The organism is Bathymodiolus platifrons methanotrophic gill symbiont, assembly GCF_002189065.1.
GTDB lineage: Bacteria > Pseudomonadota > Gammaproteobacteria > Methylococcales > Methylomonadaceae > Methyloprofundus.
On sequence record NZ_BDMN01000449.1, the window covers coordinates 1 to 3783 of the forward strand.

At 36.4% G+C, this 3783-nt stretch carries 6 protein-coding genes and 1 pseudogene; 4 read left to right on the forward strand and 3 right to left on the reverse strand.

Annotated features, from left to right (window positions below):
* A pseudogene (locus tag CDZ78_RS24600) lies at positions 1 to 104 on the forward strand (IS6 family transposase); the annotation flags it as partial.
* Between the two features lie 147 nt (positions 105 to 251).
* Here the strand turns inward: CDZ78_RS24600 and CDZ78_RS19155 are convergent.
* The 3 genes from CDZ78_RS19155 to CDZ78_RS19160 form a co-directional block, all read right to left on the reverse strand.
* Positions 252 to 791, reverse strand: a complete 540-nt coding sequence (locus CDZ78_RS19155) for a hypothetical protein (RefSeq protein ID WP_087871398.1) — start codon at positions 789 to 791, stop codon at positions 252 to 254.
* Positions 792 to 961: 170 nt separating this feature from the next.
* Complete coding sequence (locus CDZ78_RS21485) at positions 962 to 1141, reverse strand: hypothetical protein (protein WP_140414228.1); 180 nt, start codon at positions 1139 to 1141, stop codon at positions 962 to 964.
* A gap of 8 nt (positions 1142 to 1149) precedes the next feature.
* On the reverse strand, positions 1150 to 1905 hold the full coding sequence (locus CDZ78_RS19160) for a hypothetical protein (RefSeq protein ID WP_087871399.1): 756 nt from the start codon (positions 1903 to 1905) through the stop codon (positions 1150 to 1152).
* Between the two features lie 318 nt (positions 1906 to 2223).
* On the opposite strand from CDZ78_RS19160, the gene CDZ78_RS19165 reads away from it, so the two are divergent.
* The 3 genes from CDZ78_RS19165 to CDZ78_RS19175 all read left to right on the forward strand — a co-directional run bounded on the left by CDZ78_RS19165 (position 2224) and on the right by CDZ78_RS19175 (position 3737).
* On the forward strand, positions 2224 to 2595 hold the full coding sequence (locus CDZ78_RS19165) for a hypothetical protein (protein ID WP_087871400.1): 372 nt from the start codon (positions 2224 to 2226) through the stop codon (positions 2593 to 2595).
* A 237-nt stretch (positions 2596 to 2832) separates the two neighbouring features.
* Positions 2833 to 3459 (forward strand): ParA family protein, encoded by a 627-nt coding sequence (locus tag CDZ78_RS19170; RefSeq protein WP_087871401.1) that lies wholly within the window; start codon positions 2833 to 2835, stop codon positions 3457 to 3459.
* Positions 3456 to 3737: an RH3 domain-containing protein gene (locus CDZ78_RS19175; protein ID WP_087871402.1), complete on the forward strand. Its 282-nt coding sequence runs from the start codon at positions 3456 to 3458 to the stop codon at positions 3735 to 3737. The genes CDZ78_RS19170 and CDZ78_RS19175 overlap by 4 nt, the downstream gene beginning before the upstream one ends.
* Positions 3738 to 3783 lie beyond the last annotated feature (46 nt).

Here is a 3783-nt window from a genome sequence, read left to right on the forward strand (position 1 = left end):
AAGCAACAATTGATGGAATTGAAACGGCACATATGATCCGAAAGGGACAACTGTCTGAGGAAAATACTCCTGCTCATAAGCAGTTTATGGCTTTAGCAGGATAGTTATGCCTGAAGGCCAGGAGCTCAGCGCTTTTAATAATTATTGCGACAGAACCCTTGACGCCGTGTCGGATGGCCTTTTATTTTGCCTCCACCTTCGCTAAAAGAGCTCCGTTTCTAGGATTTTCAGCGAACGAGCCTCCACACCGCCTATTGGATGCTACCATCCATCGCTGCCCGCGGCGGTATAATAGCCATTTGAAGAAATCCTCCTGTAGCGAATACAGTGACCCTGAAATCCAAATTTTCTTCTGTAATATATGCTCTCTTATAGAACACTAAATCCCTTCTTACCTCTAGTCCTTTTCCAGTAAGTATAATTGATCCACTTCCTTTGGAAGAAGTATCCCAATTATAGTTAATTAAGAATGAATATTGATCCTTCCCTAATTCAATAAGATACAAAAATGATGATTTTGATTTATTAAAAGTGTTCACTACGAACATACCAGAATCAATTTCATTCTTAAATAAAATGTCTTTATGTGGTACAGATCTGGAAGAATGGACCATATCATCACAAATAAAAGAATCTAAAATTAATAAATCAACACAATAGTTACTTGCAGAAATACATAAGTGTTCACCATCTAAGAAATCTTTGGCAGCCTTCCCAGCTTGAATTAAATTGGTAGTGGTGCTTATAATATCGCCTGGCAAAAATCTAATATTTTCTATTTTATTATTCATGGGGTCGTGTAGAGTATGATGAGTTAATTAGAAATTAACGTATCCTGCCGATTCCTATGAGGAACCATGGTATACGCGCGGTCATAGATGCGGATTTCTAACGGCTGTGTTTCTGAAACAATTATGTAGATTGCTATGCGCCTGTTTCAGCTCCTTGCTATCGTCTAAAATCAACTCGCTATTAATTCCGCATCCGTGACCGGGCGAAGTATATACCCAAACATCGGGGAGTCGCTATTTTTGCGAAAGCTTGTTTTGGGCATCCCGGCCCAAGCAAGCGGAAAAAAATTAACGCGACCGCTATTTCCTGCATCGTCCCAGACGCCCTGCGTCCGCCACAGAATGAGCACAAAGCAGATCAGCCATGGCAGGAAGCGGGATAAGGGTTAAGCAACTTTATTATATTATCTCCCGATTCCGTGTGAATAACATTAGGATCATCTACTCTGGAAGAGATTCCATAGTCTGGATATGTTATTTCAAGAGGGAATGTAGTATGTTCACTATCATATTTAAAAACACACCCTGGTGCACTTGTCACCGATCTTACGGAACCAACCGTGCCTTCATCTTTGCCAGCAAATATCAATATATTTTCTTTTGGCTCTATTGAAATAGTATTCTCGGGAGGCACCTCTTGAGCACAAAATGGAGTAAATTCAGAGGCTGTAGATGTTGAATTTGAAGAAGTTTCTAATCCTATTATTGTATTATCTGGCATTAAACTTAATACCTCAATAGCCCCAAGGGATACTGCGGCACCAATAACACTAAATTGCCCAAATTGATCAACTTGAAGAGACGTGCCAAGTTCTAGAGTACCTGATTCTGATTTTACCTCAATATCAGTGCCAGATTCACTTTCTATTTGTCTGCCAACATAAACTCTATACAACGGTGTGTGGGTAATAGTGAATTCTCCATAAATTTTACTAAAAGGGATTGATATCCACACTGGAATACCGCCATCTATGGAAATACTTGAGGCCTTGTAAAGAAAAAGTTTGTAGTTATTTTTAGCTAGATATTTTAAATAATCTAGTTGTTCAGGATCTTCGAAATCGAAGTCTATTTTCAATGGATTCCCTGTTGATATATTTTCTATTTTTTTCATTGTTTTTCCTTCATTAGAGTAATGTATCTATTACGAATAAATACAGAACTATATTTTGAAAAATCAATATGTTACGTTAGCATTAACTTGGTATATAATAAATTATATATTTCGTAACCTATTGAGAAATTAAAGCCCTAGTCAACCTCGCAACTTGGGTGCGCTATCGCGCCCTTCGGGTTGAAAAGTTTCCCTACTCCTTTTTCTGGAGGTTATTATCTCGTACTGGGCTACCAGAGCTTTTAAAGATCATATCTAAGCTATATGACAATAATATGACAAATCGCATTAAAGTCGATCAAAGAACTTAATGACGAGTTGATTGGTTTTGAGCATAATCATGTCGAATTAGAGCGTGTGTTGTCATCAGCAAAAGATAAAAAAAACAGGTATACAAAAGGAAAGCTTAAGTGGTACATCGAAGAGCAGCTTAATTTAGATGGTAGTTATTTAGTTTCAGATAAAGAAAGACTCACTCCTTTAGAAATCAAAAAACGACAATCAACCGCAGGTAATACAACTAACGAGAAGCGCCGTTTAGGCACGCTGGAAACGTTGAAAGCTACGATTGACAACTTGTTGGTTGATAATAAAAAGGTCACACAGAAACTAGTGAGCTGTGAATCAGGATATTCTATTGTTACCGTTAAGAGGTATTGGTCTGACCTTAAAACCCATATAAAAAAATAGGGTATCATCCGCTATCGTTCTATATATCCCTCTCTCCCTGTCCCTGTAGGGCACTCTTCCTTTAATCTACTATGTTCTAATTGATTGATTACCTTGATACCTATATTTCATTCTTAATTTATTCTCAGACTATTCTTAGTATATAAATTTCGGCTATAATTTTAATTCTATATTTATATAATTTCATACTTATGTAAATATGTATTCATGTAAGTACAAAATTATATAAGTGGGATTATGACAATAATTGTAGGTTTTATTTCTCAAAAAGGTGGGGTTGGTAAAAGTACCCTTTCAAGAGCATTGGCTATTGAAGCTGCTTCGGAAGGTCTTGATACTAAAGTAGCAGATTTGGACATTCAACAAGCTACGACTACGAATTGGTTAAGACGTAGAATGCAATCTAATTTGCCAATGAAACATCTTTCCGTAGAATCATTCAAAACAGCAAAAAATGCTCTTTCTAGATCTGATAAATATGATCTATTTATTATTGATGGCCCTGCTCGATCAAGTGAAGCATCTCTTATGATTGCTCAAAGTGCTGATCTTGTTGTTCAGCCAACAGGTGCTAGTTCTGATGATTTAGAGCCAGCGATTCTAAAATTCCATGAGTTAGTTAAAAAAGGTATACCTAAGAGTAAGCTTAAAATTGCGCTTTGTAGAATTGGTACAGAGTCGGAAGAACAAGCTTGTAGAGAATACATATCAGAAGCGGGATATGATGTTTTGGATGGTTGTTTATATGAAAAACCTGCTTATAGGCAAGCTCAGAATTTAGGTCGATCTGTGACGGAAACATCGTATAAAAAAATGAATGAAAAATCTGAGAAGCTTGTTCAATCTATTGTGGATCTATTATGACTGATTTTAGTAAAGCCAAAAAAAAGAAAAGTAAGTTGGGTTCACCTCCATCTATCGATGAAGTAAAAGGAAACCTCGACTTACCTGAACATGCACCAAATAGTGCATCATTGAAGAAAAAAGTAGGTCGTCCAAAATCTAAACGTACTCAACCTTTCACGACTAAATTGAACCCTGAATTCCATAAAAAATTAAAGCTATTAGCTGTGAATGAAGGAAAAGATATGGGTGAAATCGTTGAAGAAGCCGTATCGTTTTGGATCAAAAACAAAGAATAAATACATAAATACATAAATACATAAATACATAAATACATAAATACAT

Bases quoted from the DNA above. Each gene is read 5' to 3' on its own strand.
- CDZ78_RS19160 (WP_087871399.1), bottom strand. From the start codon at position 1,905: ATGAAAAAAATAGAAAATATATCAACAGGGAATCCATTGAAAATAGAC.
- CDZ78_RS19175 (WP_087871402.1), top strand. From the start codon at position 3,456: ATGACTGATTTTAGTAAAGCCAAAAAAAAGAAAAGTAAGTTGGGTTCA.
- CDZ78_RS19170 (WP_087871401.1), top strand. From the start codon at position 2,833: ATGACAATAATTGTAGGTTTTATTTCTCAAAAAGGTGGGGTTGGTAAA.
- CDZ78_RS19155 (WP_087871398.1), bottom strand. From the start codon at position 791: ATGAATAATAAAATAGAAAATATTAGATTTTTGCCAGGCGATATTATA.